Source organism: Bradyrhizobium sp. B097 (genome assembly GCF_038957035.1).
Taxonomy (GTDB): Bacteria; Pseudomonadota; Alphaproteobacteria; order Rhizobiales; family Xanthobacteraceae; genus Bradyrhizobium.
Genome location: NZ_CP152412.1, coordinates 3,269,238 through 3,287,430 on the forward strand (window position 1 = coordinate 3,269,238; position 18,193 = coordinate 3,287,430).

Here is an 18,193-nt window from a genome sequence, read left to right on the forward strand (position 1 = left end):
TGACCATGCAGCGAACCAAGCCCCCGTTCCGCGCCGACGAGGTCGGCAGCCTGTTGCGTCCGCCGAAGATCAAGGAAGCGCGCGCCAGGCTGGAGAAGGGCGAGATCTCGGCCGACGAGCTGCGCAAGATCGAGGACATGGAGATCGAGAAGGTCGTGCACAAGCAGGCCTCGGTCGGCCTCAAGCTTGCGACCGACGGCGAGTTCCGCCGCTCCTGGTGGCACTTCGATTTCCTCAGCCATCTGACCGGCTGCGAGCTGTTCCACCCCGACATGGGCATCCAGTTCGCGGGCGTGCAGACCCGGCACGACGCCATCCGGGTGATCGGCAAACTGGATTTCTCCGATCATCACCCGATGCTCGATCACTTCAGGTTCCTGAAGAAGTACGCCGACCAGGCGCATGTCACCCCGAAGATGACGATCCCGTCGCCGGCGGTGCTGCATTTCCGCGGTGGCCGCAAGCTGATCTCGAAGGAGGTCTATCCGGACCTTGAGGAGTTCTACCAGGACCTCGGCAAGACCTATCGCAAGGCGGTGAAGGCGTTCTACGACGCCGGTTGCCGTTACCTGCAATTCGACGACACGGTGTGGGCCTATCTATGCTCGCAGGAGGAATTGCAGAAGTCGCGCGACCGCGGCGACAATCCCGATGGCCTGCAGGAGATCTATGCCCGCGTCATCAACTATGCGATCGCCGATCGTCCGTCAGACATGGTGATTACGACGCATGTCTGCCGCGGCAATTTCCGTTCGACCTGGATTTCCTCCGGCGGCTACGAGCCGGTCGCCGAGACCATGCTGGCCGGCACCAATTACGACGGCTACTTCCTCGAATATGATTCCGATCGTGCCGGCGGCTTCGAGCCGCTGCGCTTCCTGCCCAAGGGCAACAAGGTCGTTGTGGTCGGCGTCATCACCTCGAAATTCGGCGAGCTCGAGAAGAAGGACGACATCAAGCGGCGGCTGGAGGAGGCATCGAAGTTCGCCCCGATCGAGCAGCTCGCAGTGTCGCCGCAATGCGGCTTTGCCTCGACCGAGGAGGGCAACATCCTCTCCGAGGAAGAGCAGTGGGCCAAGCTGCGGCTCGCGGTCGAGGTCGCGAACGAGGTGTGGGGGAAATAACCTCTGCTGTATCCTCGCGTCATTGCGAGGAGCGATAGCGACGAAGCAATCCATCTTTCCTTTTGTGGTGGCATGGATTGCTTCGCTTCGCTCGCAATGACGGGGAGAGAGCTCAGCGTCACTGCTCCGCCAGATAGACCTCGCCAAGCAGCGAGGAGTTCGACCACGGCACCTGCTTGCCCTTGGTCGCGGCGACGACCTCGGCGCGGACCCGCGTCAGCATCTGCTGCACCTCGAGGCCGGGCGTGCCGACATGGCGCGACAGCGCCGCCGAGAACGGGCTGTTGGCGCCTTCGCCGTCGAGTGCGACCTGGCCCGGCGCCGTCGCGAACGCGATCAGCGTGCCGGCGCCGAGCGTCGAGCCTGATCCGAGCGAAGCGGGGGCGGCAAGGCCGGAGCCAGCCTCGATGCCGCGGCTCGGGCCTGCGGATGCCACCTGCGGCGCCATCGGATTATTGCGGCAGGCATCGAGGATCAAAATGTTGGTGCGGATCTGGTCGTCGAGGCCGGCCATGATGGTGTCCATGTCGACCATCGCGTCGGTCATGCGGCCGCCCGCCTTGAACTCGATATCGACCGGCACGAGGTAGTTGCGGCCGTCGACCTGCACGCCATGACCGGCGTAGTAGACCACGGCGATCTGCGATCGCGCCGCCTCGCGCAGGAAATCGTGGATCGTCTTCTGCATCGCGTCGCGATCGAGATCGAGTCCCTCTGAAACGGTGAAGCCGATGTCGCGCAGGCTCCTGGCGATGGCGCGGGCATCGTTCGGTGGATTGGGCAGCGCCTTCACATGCGCATAGGCGCCGTTGCCGATCACCAGCGCGACGCGCCGGCCGGTTGCTGCGGCCTGCACACGGGCCGCGGGTGCTGCAGGAGCTGCTGCCGCGGGCGCCGGCGGTGCGGGCGCAGGGCTGCTTTCGGCCGCAGGTGCCGCCGCGGTCTTGCGCGGCGCTGCATCGGCCTCTTTCAGCAGTGCGAGCCGCACCTTGGCGGTGGCCTGATTGGCCTTGCTGCCGGCATCGGAGGCCACGCCCTCAAGCACCGAAGCGTAATCTTCCTTGGCGTGCGCAGCGTCGCCCTTCGCCTCGTAGGCGAGGCCGCGCTGGGTGTAGGCCGAGATCAGCACGCTGCCGGGCGGCGTCATGATGTTGGCGGGCGCTTTCGCCTTCGCCAGCCGGATCGCTTCTGACGTGTCCGCGATCGCGCGCGCGATATCGCCCTTGGCGCGCCAGATCACCGCGCGGCTGATCAGCGGCTGCGGCAGCGACGGGTCGATCCTGACCGCCTCGTTGATGTCGGCGAGCGCGCCGTCGAGATCGCCGAGCGCCTGCTTCGAGGCGCCGCGGTTCTGATAGGAGAACGCCGACTTCGGGCCGGCTTTGATCGCGGCGTCGTAGTCGGCGATCGCCTTGGCGTAGTCGCCCTTGCCGCGATAGGCATTGCCGCGGTTGTGAAAGATGATGCCGCTCGGCGGCCCCATGCGCAGCGCGTCGTTGAAGTCGGCAATCGCGATGTCGTACTCGCCCTTGTCGTAATAGGCCGAGCCACGCAGATTGTAGACGGGGGTGCTGGGCTTCAAGCGCAGCGCCTCGGTGGCGTCAGCGATCACCTGCGCGTAGTTGCCCTTCTTGTTCCAGCCGACTGCGCGCCAGAAATAGATGGTCGCGAGCTTCTCGCCGGAAAACACCTTCAACGCGATGATCTTGGTGCAGGCGTCGATCATCTGGTCGGCCGGCGTGGTGTCGGTCGTACAGAGTGGGCCGAGCTGGGCGCGCGTCTGGGCGAAGCAGGGCGCCGACCACAGCATGGTCGCGAGCAGGCAGGGGATCAGGAGCAGGCGGCGCATCGGTCATCCAGGGGTAGGGCCGTCACGGTGGTCGGCGGCGAGGCGGTCCAGGAGACTATCCATGACTGTTTGGTGATCGGCTGTGGAGGGGGGTTCAACTGGTGGGAAAATGGTGGTAAGACCTCGCCGCACACCATCTCTGCCCACTCTTGTCCCACTGGCCGTTACCCACTTCAGGCACCATGAAGAACGACGAAATCCTCAGTCAGATCACGGATTTCTGCCGTCACTCCGACATGGCGGAGACGACGTTCGGCCGCCGTGCCGTCAACGACGGCAAGCTGGTGCACCGGCTGCGCGAGGGCAAGCGCATCACCATCGATACGCTCGACCGCATCAATGCCTTCATTGCGACCTCGACGCCGGGCGGCGTCGCGCCGCCGCGCGGCCTCGTGGTGCCGCCGGAAAAGCGCGATCCGAGAGGCAATTTCCGCTTTTTCGAGAACCGCCAGCGCTATCTGCTGTTCGTGCACACCTGTAGCGAGAAGCGGGTGATCGCCGACCGGGTCGCGCTCGAACTGGCCGCCATCCACCCGCGGCCGCCGGCGCTGCGGGTGTTCGATGCCGGCATGGGCGACGGCACCGTGCTGGCGCGGGTCCTGCGTGCCATGCATGGCCGCTTCCCACATATGCCGTTCTACGTCGCCGGCAAGGAACTGAGCCTGGAGGATGTTCGCCTCACGCTCGACAAGGTGCCCGACCGCCTGTTCGAGCACCCGGCGAGCGTCTTCGTGTTCACCAACATGTATTACGCCGAGGCGCCCTGGCTGACGCCCAAGAACTCCGCGGCGGCGGCCAGCATGATCTGGCACGAGGTGGCCCTCCGCGGCGCGTCCTCGGGTGAGTTCGAGACCCAGATCGCGGAACTCGGTCCATTCCTGGAGCAGAACTGGCGCGCCAACCTCAGCCCCGGCAATGCGATGCCGATCTACGAGCGGCCGGTGGCGCTGGTGCTGTACCGCGACGACCACCGGTTCCTGCTCGATTCCATCATTCCCCGCGCCGGCCGGACCGAGGCCAATTTTGACCTGGTGATTGCCTCGCAGCCCTATCGCGCCAAATCCTCGGTGAATTTCCGCGCCAAGCGGATCATCGCGCCGCTGGCGCGCGCGCTGCGCGGCGGCGGACGGCTGATAGGAATCCACTCCCACGGAAGCGATCCCGGACTTGAAATCATTCAAGCCGTCTGGCCCGGAGAAAATCCTTTCGCCGTCAGCCGTCATGAGATACTGCGCGCGGTGAAATACGAGCTGGGCTCGGCCGGCCGCGAGCTGAACTTCAACGCCTACGCCGATAACCGTTCGATCTTCCGATATGATATGGAAGCGCTGCCTAATGAGGTGACCGGCTCGATCGGAACCTCGACCGCCTTCGCCGCCTGGAACGCAGCAGTGTATGTCGCGCAGATCGAAGATGAGCGGTTGACTGAAACGACCGAAAACGGACGAGCTCTCGAGGCCACACGCGAGGTTCTCCGTAAACACAACGGGCTGTGGTTTTACGACGAATCCTACGTCATCTCGCGGCGACGAGACTGACATTCCGGGGACATATTCACCAACCAACGTCGGACTTCGACGAAACAAGGGGTTTGCTTGATGCGCGCGTCTTATCTCTTCACCAGCGAGTCGGTCTCGGAAGGCCATCCGGACAAGGTCTGCGATCGCATCTCGGATGAAATCGTCGATCTGTTCTATCGCGAGGGGCCGAAGGCGGGCATCGACCCGTGGCAGATCCGCGCGGCGTGCGAAACGCTCGCGACCACCAACAAGGTGGTGATCGCCGGCGAAACCCGCGGTCCGGCCTCGGTCACCAACGAGCAGATCGAGGGCGTGGTTCGCTCTGCGATCAAGGACATCGGCTACGAGCAGGACGGCTTCCACTGGAACACCTGCGACATCGAGATCCTGCTGCATCCGCAGTCGGCCGATATCGCGCAGGGCGTCGACGCGCTGCAGCCGGGTGAGGTCAAGGAAGAGGGTGCCGGCGACCAGGGCATCATGTTCGGTTACGCCACCAACGAGACGCCGGACCTGATGCCGGCCCCGATCTTCTATGCCCACAAGATCCTGCGGCTGATCTCCGAAGCGCGCCACTCCGGCAAGGAGAAGGTGCTCGGTCCGGACTCCAAGAGCCAGGTCACCGTGCAGTATGAGAACGGCAAGCCGGTCGGCGTTCGCGAGATCGTGGTGTCGCACCAGCATCTGGTCGAGGACCTCTCGTCCAGCCAGATCCGCGACATCGTCGAGCCCTATGTGCGCGAGGCGCTGCCGAAGGAGTGGATCAACGGCAAGACGATCTGGCACATCAATCCGACCGGCAAGTTCTTCATCGGCGGTCCCGACGGCGACTCCGGCCTGACCGGCCGCAAGATCATCGTCGACACCTACGGCGGCGCGGCGCCGCATGGCGGCGGTGCGTTCTCCGGCAAGGATCCGACCAAGGTCGACCGCTCGGCCGCCTATGCCGCGCGCTATGTCGCCAAGAACATCGTCGCGGCCGGTCTCGCCGACCGCTGCACGTTGCAGCTCGCCTACGCGATCGGCGTGGCGCGTCCGCTGTCGATCTACATCGACACCCACGGCACCGGTAAGGTGTCGGAGGACGAGCTCGAGAAGGCGGCAGCCAAGGCGATGGATCTGACGCCGCGCGGCATCCGCACCCATCTCGATCTCAACCGTCCGATCTACGCGCGCACCTCGGCCTACGGCCATTTCGGCCGCACGCCGGACAATGAGGGCGGCTTCTCCTGGGAGAAGACCGATCTCGTCGAGCCGCTGAAGCGCGCGCTCTGACGCTTGCGACATTCGGGACGCTCGCGACTGCGAGCGAACCGGAGCCCTTCCTTCATCCCATCGAGATTCCGGGTTCGCCGCTGCGCGGCGCCCCGGAATGACCAGTTCAACAACAGGACGCTCAAATGAACGCCCCCACGAAGCCCGGCTTCACCGACTATATCGTCAAGGACATTGCGCTCGCCGATTTTGGCCGCAAGGAGATCTCGCTGGCCGAGAGCGAGATGCCCGGCCTGATGGCCACCCGCGAAGAGTTCGGCCCCAAGCAGCCGCTGAAGGGCGCGCGCATCGCGGGCTCGCTGCACATGACGATCCAGACCGCCGTGCTGATCGAGACGCTGGCTGCGCTCGGCGCCGACATCCGCTGGGTCTCCTGCAACATCTATTCGACCCAGGATCACGCCGCCGCCGCAATCGCCGCCGCCGGCATTCCGGTGTTCGCCGTGAAGGGCGAGACGCTGACCGAGTACTGGGACTACACCGCAAAACTGTTCGACTGGCATGGCGGCGGCACGCCGAACATGATCCTCGATGACGGCGGCGACGCCACCATGCTGGTGCATGCCGGTTACCGGGCCGAGCAGGGCGACACTGCCTTCCTCGATAAGCCGACCTCCGAGGAAGAAGAGATCTTCTACGCGCTGGTCAAGCGCCTGCTGAAGGAGAAGCCGAAGGGCTACTTCGCCGAGATCGCCAAGAACATCCAGGGCGTCTCGGAAGAGACCACCACGGGCGTGCATCGTCTCTACGAGATGGCCAACAAGGGCACGCTGCTGTTCCCGGCGATCAACGTCAACGACAGCGTCACCAAGTCGAAGTTCGACAATCTCTACGGCTGCCGCGAGTCGCTGGTCGACGGCATTCGCCGCGGCACGGACGTGATGCTGTCGGGCAAGGTCGCAATGGTCGCGGGCTTCGGCGATGTCGGCAAGGGCTCGGCCGCCTCGCTGCGCCAGGCCGGCTGCCGCGTCATGGTCTCCGAAGTCGATCCGATCTGCGCACTGCAGGCGGCGATGGAAGGCTATGAGGTCGTGACCATGGAAGACGCGGCGCCGCGCGCCGACATCTTCGTCACCGCCACCGGCAACAAGGACATCATTACCATCGAGCACATGCGCGCGATGAAGGATCGCGCCATCGTCTGCAACATCGGTCACTTCGACAACGAGATCCAGATCGCTTCGCTGCGCAATCTGAAGTGGACCAACATCAAGCCGCAGGTCGACGAGATCGAATTTCCCGACAAGCACCGCATCATCATGCTGTCGGAAGGGCGCCTCGTGAACCTCGGTAATGCGATGGGCCACCCGTCCTTCGTGATGTCGGCCTCGTTCACCAACCAGACGCTGGCGCAGATCGAGCTGTTCGCCAACAACAAGGACGGCAAGTACGCCAGGAAGGTCTACGTGCTGCCGAAGACGCTCGACGAGAAGGTCGCCCGCCTGCACCTCGCCAAGATCGGCGTTAAGCTGACCGAGCTGCGCAAGGACCAGGCCGACTACATCGGCGTCAAGCAGGAAGGTCCGTACAAGTCGGACCACTACCGCTACTGATCTGCGGTCATCGCTAACGATGAAGTGAAGAGCCCCGGCATCGTCCGGGGCTTTTTGCTGAGGTTGTGTGCAGGCGGGCCTCTTCGTCCGTCGTCCTGGCGAAAGCCAGGACCCATAACCACCGCATTTGATTGTGAAGGGGATCGCGGCCCCAGCATCGCGCAACAATGACCATTCGGGGTAATGGGTCCTGGCTTTCGCCAGGACGACGCCGATTGTGTGGCGCGGCCTGCATCTACAAACCGTCGTCCCGGCGAAGGCCGGGACCCATACGCCGCGGCGGATGTTGTCGGCGGGATTCGTCGTTCCGGCATCGCGCAACCATTTGCAGCGGTGGTTATGGGTCCCGGCCTTCGCCGGGACGACGATGAGGATGGTTCTCGATTCACCTGTCAAACAGCTCGTTCGGTGTCATCACCCGCGCATGCGGGTGATCCAGTATTCCAGAGACAGCTGTGCTTGAGCCGAGAAGCCGCGGCGTACTGGATCGCCCGGTCACGCCGGGCGATGACAGACGTAGGCTGGGACGTAGCTTCGCATTCGCACCGGGGAATGACGGCGGAAAAGCTGGAGCATCACCTCGATGCCCGCACCGTGCCGTGCCCGAGCTGCCGCGAGATGTCGCTCGCGCAATCACGTAGCGCGGCTGCGATCGCGCTGTCCCAGCTGGCGTCGAAGGTGCCTTCCGGTCCCATCGCGGTGATGACCAGGGCGACGTGGCCGGCGTGATCGAACACCGGCGCGGCGAAGGCGTTGACGCCGGGCAGGGGATCGCCGATCGCACGCGCGAGCCCGCGGCTCTGCACCTCGGCAAGCATCTCCGTGGTCTTCGCGGTGATGGTCTCGCGCTTCGGGTTGTAGCCGACGCCGAGGCGGTCGAGGCCGCTCTCGAGCGCCGTCTTGACGGCGTTCGGCGGCATGAAGGCGGCGAAGGCGCGGCCGGTCGCGGTCTCGAGCAGAGCCACCACCGATCCGACGCGCATCGCGATATGTACGGGATGGCTCGGCTCCTCGAGCCGCACCACGGTCGCGCCGTGGGTGCCCCAGACCGACAGCGACACCGCATGATTGATGCTGTCGGCGAGCGCGGCGATCCGCGGCGTCGCGATCCGCACGGCGGAGAGCCGGCGCAGGCTGATCAGGCCGAGCTCGAGCGCCAGCGCCCCGATCTCATAGCGGCCGGTGGTCTCGTCCTGCTCGATCAGGCCGATGCGGGAAAAGCTGACGAGATAGGGATGCGCCTTGGCCGGCGGCATGCCGGCCTCGCGGGCGAGATCGCGCAGCATCATCGGTTCGCCGCTGCGGGCGAGCGCGCGGAGCAATTCTCCGCCGACCTCGATCGATTGTATGCCGCGGCTTTCTCTCGTCATGTCGCCCTGTCAGTTCTTCGACAATTTGCTTATACGGCGAGAAACCCTCCGTCGACCGGCAGGGTCACGCCGTTCACATAAGATGCCAGTTCTGACGCGAGGAACACCACCGGGCCAACCAGCTCCTCCGGCTGTCCGACGCGGCCGAGCGGTGTGCGGCCCAGAAATCCGGCGAGCCGGGCCGGGTCGTTGCGGGTTGCTTCGGTCATCGCCGTCTCGATCACGCCGGGCGCGATCGCATTGACTCTGATGCCGTCGGCGGCGAGCTCGCGGGCGAGCGCCTGGGTGAGCAGCTTCACGCCGCCCTTCGACGGCGCGTAGCCCAGCGTATCGGCAACGCCGAGGAACGAGGCGATCGAGCCGAGATTGATGATCGTGCCGCGCGTCTCGCGCAACGCCGGCAGGAAGGCGTGGGTGACGTTGAATGTGCCGGTCAAATTGACGTCGAGCACCCGCCGCCAATTGTCGTGCGCGCGCGGCGAAGAGATGCCTTCACGGATGATGATGCCGGCATTGTTGACCAGGATCGCGATCGGCCCGACCTCGCTCGCTACGTTCTGCGCGAGAGCGTGACAGGCCCCGGCATCGGTCACGTCGAGTACGAACGGCCACGCCGCGTGGCCGCGCTGGCGAATGTCGGCTGCGGTCTGCTCGGCGCCGGCGCGATCGATGTCGGCGAGCACGACGTCGGCGCCATGCGCCGCGAGGCCAAGCGCGATGGCACGTCCGTTGCCGTGTGCGGCGCCGGTCACCAATGCGCGCTTGCCTGCGAGCAGGGTCGCCATCGTGCTCATGCCGCGCTTCTTTCTGCCGCTGCGCCGGCGATGTGCTTGCCCGCGATGTAGCCGAAGGTCAGCGCGGGCCCGAGCGTGATGCCGGCGCCGGGATAGTTGCCGCCCATGATGCTCGCCATGTCGTTGCCAGCGGCATAGAGGCCGGCGATCGGCTGGCCGTCGGCGTCGAGCGCGCGGGCATTGGCGTCGGTCCGGATGCCGGCATAGGTGCCGAGATCGCCGACCACCATCTTGATGGCGTAGAACGGCCCGTGCTGGATCGGCGCGATACACGGATTGGGGCCGTGCAGCGCGTCGCCCTGGTAGCGGTTGTAGGCGCGCGAGCCCTTGCCGAAGGCGGGGTCGCGGCCCTCTGCCGCGGCTGCGTTGAACGTTGCGACGGTCCCCTCAAGCGCTTTCGCATCGATGCCGGCCTGCGCAGCAAGCTCGGACAGCGTCGCGCCGCGCTTGAGATAGCCGGTCTTCAGATGGTGGCCGAGCGGCATCGGGCGCGGCGGCACGCAGCCGAGGCCGTATTTGCGCAGCGTATCGTGATCGCAGACGAGATAGGCCGCGATCTCCTCGCCCGGCTTCGCCGCCTTGATCATTTCCTGCACGAAGTCGTGGTAGGAATTGCCCTCATTGGCAAAGCGCTTGCCGTCGCGCATCACCGCGATCACGCCAGGTTTGGCGCGGTCGATGAAATGCGGCATCACACCCTTCGAGCCGTCCTTGCGGGTGGTGACCGAGACCGGCACCCAGGCCGCGGCATTGGGGAGCGAGTCCTCGACGCGGCCGCCGACCGACTCCGCGAGCCGCAGGCCGTCGCCGGTGTTGCCGACAGGTCCCGGCGAATAATGCTCTTTTCCGGTCGGCGCATGCGGAAACATCTTCTGCCGCCGTGCGACGTCATGCGGAAAGCCGCCGCAGGCGAGCACAACGCCGCGCTTGGCGTTGACGCGGATGGTGCGGCCTTCGCGCGCGATGACCGCGCCGTGCACCACGCCGTTCTCGACGATCAATTCGCGCACCGGCGAATTGAGCCAGAGCGGGATCTTGAGGTCGAAGGCGGATTTGGCCAGCCGGCCGGCCAGCGCATTGCCGTTGGTCAGCGTCATGCCGCGGCCGTTGCGCATCACGTCGATCGCATGCTTCGACAGCCGCTTGGCGACATAGGCCGCCGAGGTCAGCGACCGCGTAGCGCGCATGAAATGGACGATCTCCTTGCCGGAGCCGAGCATCATGCCGAACACGGTGAGCTCGGGCAGGGGGCTGCCGAGATCTTTGAGGGCGTCGCCGAGCTCGTGGGCGTCGAACGGCCGCGTCACCATCGAGCGGCCGCCCTGCGCGCCGCCGGGCGCTTCGGCATGATAGTCCGGGAAGGTCAGCGGCATGTCGAAGCGCACCGCGGTCTTGGTGGTGAAGAAGTCGACCGCCTTCGGCCCTTCGGTCAGGAACGCATCGACGCGCGCGGCGTCAAAGCTGTTGCCGGCCTCATGGCGCAGATAGGTTTTGGCCTGATCGGGGCTTTCCTCGATGCCCCAGGCCTTCGCCAGCGAGGTGCCGGGAATCCACAGCCAGCCGCCGGAGCGCGCGGTGGTGCCACCGAAGCGCGGCTCCTTCTCGACGACGAGGACCTTGAGGCCATGATGGCCGGCGGTGACCGCCGCCGACAGCCCGGCGCAGCCGGAGCCGACGACGAGCGCGTCGCAGTCATACGTTTCTTGCGTTTCTTGCGTTTCTTCGTTGGCCACGCGATCGATCCTATTTCTTGAGCAGCGGGCACTTGGACTCGGACACCGGTCGATAGGCGTCCTCGCCCTTCACCGTCTTGATGATGTCGAGATAGTCCCACGGCTCCTTGGATTCCGAGGGCTTCTTCACCTTCGCCAGATACATGTCGCGGATCACGCGGCCGTCTTCGCGCAGCTTGCCGCCATGCACGAACGTGTCCTCGATCGGCAGCTCGCGCATCTTGGCCATCACCGCTTTCGGATCGTCGGTGCCGGCGGCCTGGATCGCCTTGAGATAATGCAGCACCGAGCCATAGACGCCGGTCTGGATCATGGTCGGCATTACGTTGGTGCGGGCGTAGAATTTCTTCGACCAGGCCCGGGTCTTCTCGTCCATGTTCCAGTAGGACGCCGTCGTCATGTAGGTGCCTTGCGCGGCGTTGAGCCCGATCGCATGGACGTCGGTGTCGAACATCAGAAGACCGACCAGCTTCTGGCCGCCCTGCACGAGGCCGAACTCACCGGACTGCTTGATCGAATTGTCGGTGTCCTGGCCGGCATTGGCGAACGCCACCACATCCGCCTTCGAGCTCTGCGCCTGCAACGCAAAGGAGGAGAAGTCGGCCGTGTTGGTCGGATGACGCACGCTGCCGAGCACCTTGCCGCCCATCTCGTTGATGAAGCGCGTCGCATCCTTCTCGAGCTGCTGGCCGAAGGCATAGTCCGCGGTGATGAAGAACCAGGACTTGCCGCCTTCCGCGATCACGGCCGAGGCCGTGACCTTCGACAGCGCATAGGTGTCGTAGGTGAAGTGCACGGTGTTGGGGCTGCACAGCTCGTCGGTCAGCGAGCTCGCGCCGGGGCCGGACAGCAGCGCGATCTTGTTGCGCTCGCGCACCATGTTGTGCACGGCGATCGCAATGCCGGAGTTGGGGATGTCGACGACCGCGTCAACCTTGCCGTTGTCGAACCAGCCGCGCACGATCTGGACGCCGACGTCGGTCTTCATCTGGTGGTCGGCCGAGATGATCTCGATCGGCTTGCCGAGCACGGTGGGGCCGAATTCCTCGACCGCCATCTTGGCCGCCTCGACCGAGCCCGGACCGGAATTGTCGCGCCCCCAGCTCGACAGGTCGGTCAGCACCCCGATGCGCACAACGTCATCGGAAACCTGGGCGTGCGCGGCCGTCGTCATCGCCGCGATCATGGCTGCCGCCAAAACGTGTCTCATCATTCCTCCTGCTGGATTTCCTCTTGGATGTCCCCGTTCTTCGGCGGGTCGCAGAATTAGGTATTATCTAATCGGTTTGTCAATGGCGAATAATGTGTCCTCGATGCCACAGTGTTGATTCTGCAATGGCGCGGCGCTTCAAAATCGGTGAGCGAACGCTTACATCGCTTTGCCGGGCGACACCGCGGCGGGCTTCCGGCCCACGCCTGATATCGCCGCAGTGCCAAGTCAGGATGAAACAAGGGGAGTTTTCGCGGTCGGCGTTGCGCTTCGCCGCCCGGGGCTAAGCCGCCCATCGAGGGTCCAGGCTGCTACGGGGCGGTGCATGGAGAGCATCGGCGCGCTGCGATCATAGACGGACCATGTTGAGACAACTCTTTGCGCCGCAGCTCGTCATTCTCTACGTGCTGGTGGCCTCTACGCTCTACGTCCACTTCCGCGGCAAGCAACGGCTGCGCTTCGCCCGCCAGCTCGGCGATCACTCGACCTACCTCGCGCCCTACAATGTGCTGATGTATGCGGGCTCCGCCGTGCCCAACACGCCGGTGATCCCGGTCGAGCAGTTTCCCGAGCTCAAGAAGCTCTCCGACAATTGGGAGACGATCCGCGACGAGGCGACGCGCCTGTTCGACGAGGGCTTCATCCGCGCCGCGGCCAAGAACAACGACTGGGGCTTCTACTCGTTCTTCAAGAGCGGCTGGAAGCGGTTCTATCTGAAATGGTACGACGACTTCCTGCCCTCGGCGCGCACGCTGTGCCCGAAGACGGTGGAGCTGCTAAATTCGATCCCGAATGTGCACGGCGCGATGTTCGCGATGCTGCCGCCCGGCGGCAAGCTCGGGGCGCATCGCGATCCCTTCGCCGGCTCGCTGCGCTATCACCTTGGCCTCGTGACGCCGAACTCGAACGCGTGTCGCATTCTGGTCGACGGCGTCGAATGCGTCTGGCGCGACGGCGAGGCCTTCATGTTCGACGAGACCTTCATCCACAGCGCCGAGAACAAGACCGACGTCAACCGCATCATCCTGTTCTGCGACGTCGAGCGCCCGATGAAGTACGGCTTCATGACCCGGATCAATCGCTGGGTCAGCCACAACATCGTCAAGGCGTCGGCGACCCAGAACGTCGACGGCGAGCATGTCGGCGCGCTGAACAAGGTGTTCGGTAAGCTCTACGAGATCCACCTCGCCAGCCGCAAGGTAAAGGAGTGGAACCGGAACGTGTACTACACGCTGAAGTATTCCGTGACCGCGCTGATCCTCGGCCTGATCGTGGTGTCGGCGCTGCGGTGAAGGCAGCGGCCGCGCCGCGATAAACGCAAAAGCCCCGGAGCGAACCGGGGCTTTTTTGTCTGGGACGTGAGGTGTGGGGCGCAACGGCATCAGTCGCGTTCGAAAACCTTGGCGCCGGGGTAGACGCGCCTGGCATAGGCGACGACCCACTCCCGGTTCTGGGTTTCCAGGAACGGCGTCCGGATCGTGCACGACCCGACGACGAGGTGCCACAGGCCATTCAGCTTCTGAATGTTGACGATCATGTGAGTGTTCCTCGAACCCGCGTTCCAGTCGGCACTTGCTTCCCGTGATAGTGCTGCGCTTTTCGCCCCGAAGCAGTGATCCCGATCACGGATTCGGAACACTATTTGCGCCCGCAGTCGTTGGTCGCCCGTTGGAGTGGCCGCGAGTATAAAAATCGCGCGCCATCGCTCAACTGTACGAGCGTAGGTACAGGGCATCACAAGGAATCAGAGAGGCCATACCAAGGTATGTTGACGTCTGTCCGGAGGCGCAGCGGGAGCGTGTTGCCTCAGTCCGGACGAACACTGATGGCCGGCTGGCCGAAACTCCGCCGGGCTGCTGCATTCTTTCTACGAGGTCCATCTCGCCAGCCGCGACGCCGGCGCCGTTCAACTTTGCGCGGCGCCTTCGCGCTCCGATCCGTTACACGGGCGTGATAGGGTCGCATGACGCATTTCGCATTGAGGGGACCTTGTCATGTCGGAGTCATCTGGAGCTTTCGCCACCACCGCGCTGAGCGGCTATGAGCTGTTGGCTGATCCGCAGTTGAACAAGGGCACGGCATTCTCCGAGGCCGAGCGCGAGGCGTTCGACCTGCATGGCCTGCTGCCGCCCAATATCTTGACGCTGGACGAACAGGTCTCGCGCCGCCTCGAGGCGTTGCGCGGCTACGAGACCGACATTGAGCGCTATGCCTTTCTGCGCGAACTACAGGACACCAACGAGACGCTGTTCTACGCGCTCCTGGTCGGCAACCTGGAAGAGCTGTTGCCGATCGTCTACACGCCGACGGTCGGCGAGGGCTGCCAGAAATTCAGTCGGCTGTTTCGCAAGCCGCGCGGGCTGTTCCTCAGCATTCCGCACCAGCACCGGATCGACCGCATTTTCGCCCATCCGCGCTTCGATCACGTCGAGGCGATCGTGGTCACCGATGGTGAGCGCATCCTCGGTCTAGGCGACCAGGGCGCCGGCGGCATGGGCATTCCGATCGGCAAGCTCGCGCTCTACACCGGCTGCGGCGGCCTGCATCCTGCGACGACCTTGCCGATCATGCTCGACGTCGGCACCGACAATCCCGATTGCCTGGCCGATCCGCTCTATATCGGCTGGCGCAACGAGCGCGTCCGCGGCCAGGCCTATGACGACTTCATCGAGGCGTTCGTCTCGGCGGTGGTGAAGCGCTGGCCGCGCGTCCTGCTGCAATGGGAGGATTTTGCCAAGAACAACGCGACGCGCATGCTCGAGCGCTATCGCGATCGGCTCTTGACCTTCAACGACGACATCCAGGGCACCGCGGCGGTCGCGACCGGTGCGTTGCTCTCCGCCATCAACGTCACCGGCGTGCCGCTGACCGAGCAGCGCGTTGCGGTGTTCGGCGCGGGCTCGGCCGGCTGCGGCATCGCCAGCCTGATCCGCGCGGCGATGATCGATGCCGGCCTGTCCGAGAGCGAGGCGGCGAAGCGTTTCTTCATGGTCGACCGCGACGGACTGCTGCTCGAGGGCATGAGCGGGCTCGCCCCGTTCCAGTTGCCGTTTGTCCAGAGCAAGCAGGCGATCGCGGGCTGGCAGCTCAGCCATCCCGACAAGATCGCGCTGCTCGACGTCGTGCGCAACGCCAAGCCGACCGTGCTGATCGGCGTCTCCGGGCAGGCCGGCGCGTTCTCCGAGCCGATCGTCCGCGCGATGGCCGAGTGCAACAAGCGGCCGGTGATCTTCCCGCTGTCGAACCCGACCTCGCGCGAGGAGGCGACGCCTTCCGATATCGAAGCGTGGACCGAGGGACGGGCGCTGATCGGCGTCGGCAGCCCGTTCCCGCCGATTACGCGCGACGGCGCGCGCTTCAAGGTCGACCAAACCAACAACTCCTACATCTTCCCGGGCGTCGGTGTCGGCGCGCTCGCGGTCGGCGCCAGCCGCGTCAGCGACGGGATGTTCATGGCCGCCGCCAAGGCGCTGGCCAGCGTCTCGCCGGCCCGCAACAACCCGAAGCACAATCTGCTGCCGCCGGTCAGTGCGCTGCGCGATGTCTCGCTGACGGTGGCGCTGGCGGTCGCGCTGCAGGCGCACAAGGAGGGGCTCGCCAGGGATATTCCGATCGACCAGGTCGAGGCGCGCATCCGGGCCAAGATCTGGACTCCGCGTTACGTTCCGTATCGGAGCAGCGATCGGACCTAAAGCCGCGCGTCGGCTTGCCTGGCGCGGCAGCTTCCACTCGCTGCGCTTCGTCAACGGTCTCATTCGGCCCGCTGCCAGCGGCATGTCCGCTTCGCCGGCCTGCGTCGATCGACCGGTGCCAGGCAAGACCCTTCGATGACAGGGCCGGGAGTGCCGGTTCTTCTCCACGCCGTGGCTTGACCGAAGTAAGAAGTTCCTTCAGTATTGGTATACCAAATACCAGCGTCGTGCCTTCGGGATTGGGACGTCTTGCGGTCTCCGCAGCGCGCGACCGCAGAACGATGTCGACGCAACAAGGAAAACGAGGGGGAGGACAAATGGCCAATCTTGGCATGTCGCGCAGGGAGTTGCTGGTCGGGTCCATGCTCACGGCGGTTGCCGCGGCGGTGCCGAGACGGCTCTGGGCCCTCGACACTACGGGCGCGCTGGCGCGATCGAAGACGGGCATGGTGACGAGCCCGCACGAGCTTGCAACGCAGGCGGGGCTCGAGGTGCTGCGCAAGGGCGGCAATGCGATCGAGGCTGTCATCGCCATCGGCGCCACGCTGTGCGTGACCTATCCGCATTTCAGTGGTCTCGGCGGCGACAGCTTCATGGTGATCAGTGATCGCAAGGGCAATGTGCGGACGCTGTCCGGCGTAGGCCAAGCCGCGCTGAACCTTCCGAACTACAGCGGCTCGGTGCCGATCCGCGGGCCGGGATCGGCGCTGACCGCGGCGACGACCGTCGACGTCTGGGACCAGGCGTTCGATTTCAGCCGCAAGTCCTGGGCTGGAAAGCAGAGCTGGGCGTCGCTGTTCGCGCGCCCGATCGAATACGCCAGCAAGGGATTCCCGGTCACGCCGTCGCAACGCTTCTGGCAGGACATGGAGGCGAACAATCTGAAGGACTGGCCCGACATCCGGCGCATCTTCATGCCCGGCGGCCGGATGCCTGAAATCGGCGAGCCACTGCTCCAGCCTGAACTTGCGAAATCGCTGGAGATGCTGGCGGCAAACGGCGGGCGCGATTTCTATGAAGGAAAGCTCGCCGCACGCGTCGCGGCCGGACTGAAGCAGATCGGCTCGCCGCTGGCCGCCGACGATTTGGCGCGCTGCCGCGCGCGCGACGAGACGCCGTTGCGTGTCAGCTATCGCGGTGGAGAACTGCTCGGGCTGCGCCCGCCGACGCAAGGTCTCACGACGCTCGAGATCATGGGCATCCTCGACCGCTTCGAGCTTGCGAAGTATCCGGAAGGCAGCGCGGACTACTATCACCTGCTGGTCGAAGCGGTGAAGCAGGCCTTCATCGACCGCAACCGCTACATCGGCGATCCGGAATTCGTCGACGTTCCGGTCAATCAGTTGCTGTCGGCGAGCTACCTCGACGCCCGCGCCAAGGCGATTAGTCTGGAGAAGGCGATGCCGTGGCCACACGTGTTCAAGAAGGGCGACACGGTCTATCTCGCGGCGACCGATCGGGACGGCAATTGCGTCAGCATGCTGCAAACCGTCTACTTCGATTGGGGAAGCGGCATGGTGGCCGGCGACACCGGCATCATCTGGCACAACCGCGGCGCTTCGTTCAATCTCGACCCGGCCAGCCCCAATTGCCTCAAGCCGGGCAAGCGGCCGTTCCACACACTCAATCCCGGAATGTACCTCAAGGGCGGACGGCCGCATCTGCTGTACGGCACGCAGGGAGCCGATGGCCAGCCGCAGACGCTCGCGGCGGTGCTGACCAGGCTGATCGACTACAACATGGATCCGCTCACCGCGCTGTCGCGGCCGCGCTTCCTGCTCGGCAAGACATTCTCCGATTCACGCGACAGCCTGAAGCTGGAGAAGGATGCCGGTGAAGAGGTCTTCAAGGCGCTCGCCGAGCGAGGCCACGAGATGAGTCCGATTCCGGCCCAGAGTCCGCTTGCAGGGCATCCGGGCGCGATCCGGATCGACGCCGACGGAAGCATCACCGGGGCGCATGATCCCCGCAGCGACGGGCGCGCCCTCGGGCTGTCATGAGACGACGCGCGACAGGCCGACGAATTGCGCGGCGGCTGTCGGGCCCCTCCGGCAGCCGCGCACGCCCGCGGTG

13 protein-coding genes are annotated in these 18,193 nt (G+C 65.1%); 7 read left to right on the top strand and 6 right to left on the bottom strand.

The window, feature by feature from the left end:
- Positions 1–5 precede the first annotated feature (5 nt).
- Positions 6–1,124: a cobalamin-independent methionine synthase II family protein gene (locus tag AAFG07_RS15135; RefSeq protein WP_342727975.1), complete on the top strand. Its 1,119-nt coding sequence runs from the start codon at positions 6–8 to the stop codon at positions 1,122–1,124.
- A 118-nt stretch (positions 1,125–1,242) separates the two neighbouring features.
- Here AAFG07_RS15135 and AAFG07_RS15140 read toward each other — a convergent pair whose 3' ends face one another.
- Positions 1,243–2,973, bottom strand: coding sequence for a caspase family protein (locus AAFG07_RS15140; protein ID WP_342727976.1), 1,731 nt, complete (start codon positions 2,971–2,973; stop codon positions 1,243–1,245).
- Positions 2,974–3,155: 182 nt separating this feature from the next.
- On the opposite strand from AAFG07_RS15140, the gene AAFG07_RS15145 reads away from it, so the two are divergent.
- The 3 genes from AAFG07_RS15145 (at position 3,156) to ahcY (ending at position 7,321) form a co-directional block, all read left to right on the top strand.
- On the top strand, positions 3,156–4,511 hold the full coding sequence (locus tag AAFG07_RS15145; protein WP_092115496.1) for a hypothetical protein: 1,356 nt from the start codon (positions 3,156–3,158) through the stop codon (positions 4,509–4,511).
- Between the two features lie 60 nt (positions 4,512–4,571).
- Entirely contained in the window at positions 4,572–5,768 is a 1,197-nt protein-coding gene (metK, locus tag AAFG07_RS15150; protein ID WP_223969238.1) for a methionine adenosyltransferase, read from the top strand.
- A 125-nt stretch (positions 5,769–5,893) separates the two neighbouring features.
- Complete coding sequence (gene ahcY / locus AAFG07_RS15155; RefSeq protein ID WP_342727977.1) at positions 5,894–7,321, top strand: adenosylhomocysteinase; 1,428 nt, start codon at positions 5,894–5,896, stop codon at positions 7,319–7,321.
- A 575-nt stretch (positions 7,322–7,896) separates the two neighbouring features.
- Here the strand turns inward: ahcY and AAFG07_RS15160 are convergent.
- Genes AAFG07_RS15160 through AAFG07_RS15175 form a run of 4 tightly spaced genes read right to left on the bottom strand, consistent with a single transcriptional unit; the run spans position 7,897 to position 12,428 of the window.
- On the bottom strand, positions 7,897–8,691 hold the full coding sequence (locus AAFG07_RS15160) for an IclR family transcriptional regulator (RefSeq protein ID WP_342727978.1): 795 nt from the start codon (positions 8,689–8,691) through the stop codon (positions 7,897–7,899).
- A gap of 29 nt (positions 8,692–8,720) precedes the next feature.
- Positions 8,721–9,485: a glucose 1-dehydrogenase gene (locus AAFG07_RS15165; RefSeq protein ID WP_342727979.1), complete on the bottom strand. Its 765-nt coding sequence runs from the start codon at positions 9,483–9,485 to the stop codon at positions 8,721–8,723.
- The gene (locus AAFG07_RS15170) at positions 9,482–11,218 is read right to left on the bottom strand and encodes an FAD-dependent oxidoreductase (RefSeq protein ID WP_342727980.1); all 1,737 of its coding nucleotides are present in this window, start codon (positions 11,216–11,218) and stop codon (positions 9,482–9,484) included. The genes AAFG07_RS15165 and AAFG07_RS15170 overlap by 4 nt, the downstream gene beginning before the upstream one ends.
- 10 nt (positions 11,219–11,228) lie before the next feature.
- Positions 11,229–12,428, bottom strand: a complete 1,200-nt coding sequence (locus tag AAFG07_RS15175) for an ABC transporter substrate-binding protein (RefSeq protein WP_342727981.1) — start codon at positions 12,426–12,428, stop codon at positions 11,229–11,231.
- Between the two features lie 362 nt (positions 12,429–12,790).
- On the opposite strand from AAFG07_RS15175, the gene AAFG07_RS15180 reads away from it, so the two are divergent.
- Positions 12,791–13,720 carry an aspartyl/asparaginyl beta-hydroxylase domain-containing protein gene (locus AAFG07_RS15180; protein WP_342727982.1) on the top strand — a complete coding sequence of 310 codons (930 nt, stop codon included), beginning with the start codon at positions 12,791–12,793 and terminating at the stop codon, positions 13,718–13,720.
- Between the two features lie 89 nt (positions 13,721–13,809).
- Here the strand turns inward: AAFG07_RS15180 and AAFG07_RS15185 are convergent, their stop codons facing one another.
- Positions 13,810–13,965, bottom strand: a complete 156-nt coding sequence (locus AAFG07_RS15185; RefSeq protein WP_171947661.1) for a hypothetical protein — start codon at positions 13,963–13,965, stop codon at positions 13,810–13,812.
- Positions 13,966–14,422: 457 nt separating this feature from the next.
- Here AAFG07_RS15185 and AAFG07_RS15190 point away from each other — a divergent pair, with 457 nt between their 5' ends.
- The gene (locus tag AAFG07_RS15190; protein ID WP_342727983.1) at positions 14,423–16,120 is read left to right on the top strand and encodes an NAD-dependent malic enzyme; all 1,698 of its coding nucleotides are present in this window, start codon (positions 14,423–14,425) and stop codon (positions 16,118–16,120) included.
- A gap of 317 nt (positions 16,121–16,437) precedes the next feature.
- Positions 16,438–18,120 carry a gamma-glutamyltransferase gene (gene ggt, locus AAFG07_RS15195; protein ID WP_342727984.1) on the top strand — a complete coding sequence of 561 codons (1,683 nt, stop codon included), beginning with the start codon at positions 16,438–16,440 and terminating at the stop codon, positions 18,118–18,120.
- Positions 18,121–18,193 lie beyond the last annotated feature (73 nt).